The sequence below is a fragment of the Sphaerospermopsis aphanizomenoides BCCUSP55 genome (genome assembly GCF_001586785.1).
GTDB classification, from domain to species: domain Bacteria; phylum Cyanobacteriota; class Cyanobacteriia; order Cyanobacteriales; family Nostocaceae; genus Sphaerospermopsis_A; species Sphaerospermopsis_A aphanizomenoides_A.
This window is the reverse complement of sequence record NZ_LUFH02000246.1, coordinates 1-1190: the sequence shown is the minus strand read 5'-3', so window position 1 is coordinate 1190 and position 1190 is coordinate 1. Positions and strand designations below refer to the sequence as shown.

Genomic DNA, 1190 nt, shown 5'->3' with positions numbered 1-1190 from the left:
GAACAAGCGCATACAATTGACAACACACTAGATATGTTGCGTTGCCAGTACAATTATCAGCTTGGACAAAGGTTTGAATGGTTAGAACAAAATCGTTGCTCTATTGATAGATGCTCACTTGCTGTTTGCCATATTCCAGAGTTAAAAGACAAGCCCACCCGCTTTAGCCAGCAAGCATCACTAACCCAACTTAAACAGGAGCGAACTTGGTACAAAGACATTCATTCTCAGGTATTGCAAGAAGTACCCAAAAAAGTTGAGATAGCTTTTGACCGATGGCTTAAAGGTGATGCTAATGGCAAACGCAGTGGTAAACCTAGATTCAAAGCTAAGGGTCAATACAAAACTTTTACCTATCCACAATTCAAAAGGGAACACTTTCAAAATGGCAAAATAACACTTTCAAAAATAGGCACAGTCAAAGTAATTGTTCATCGTCCAATACCTGACGGGTTTGATATTAAAACTGTCTCTGTTACTAAAAAAGCTGATGGCTATTATGTTACCTTGAGTCTAGAAGATCAGACAGTTCCAATTATTAAACCTGATTTTGACGAGACAAATATTGTTGGTATTGATGTTGGGCTGATAGATTTTTATGTTGCTTCTGATCATACCCGTATTGCTGCACCAAAGCATTTACGCAAAGCCGAACGTAAGCTAAAATCCGCACAGCGTAGAGTTTCTCGTAGAAAGAAAGGTTCTAATCGTCGCAAAAAAGCTATACAAAAACTTGGAAAGCAGCACAAAAAAGTAGCAGACACAAGAAAAGATTTTCATTTCAAAACAGCTAAAAAACTTCTGGATAAATACGATGTAGTAGCTGTTGAGAAATTGAATATCAACGGACTTGCTAAATCAAGATTGGCTAAAAGTGTAAATGATGCCGGATGGGGGCAGTTTATCTCAATACTCTCAAACAAAGCCGAGAATGCTGGTTTGAAGGTAATAGCTGTAAATCCAAATGGTACTAGCCAAGAATGCTCTAGCTGTGGTTCCAAGGTAATAAAGCCTCTATCTCAAAGAATGCACAACTGTCCTATTTGCCAAACAAGCTTGTGTAGAGATTTGAACGCCGCTATCAACATCAAGAATCGTGGGACGCACGATCTAAAAGCTCAGATAATGTCCTCATAGAGGAGTCTCTGAGAAGCCCTCGCCTACCCGAAGGCAGGCGATGGGTACGTCAC

1 protein-coding gene is annotated in these 1190 nt (G+C 39.7%); it reads left to right on the top strand.

Annotated features, from left to right (window positions below; all coding sequences use genetic code 11):
• A partial coding sequence (locus A0J48_RS26610) for an RNA-guided endonuclease InsQ/TnpB family protein (protein ID WP_200327568.1) occupies nt 1–1137 on the top strand: 1137 nt, incomplete at its 5' end.
• Between the last annotated feature and the right edge of the window lie 53 nt (nt 1138–1190).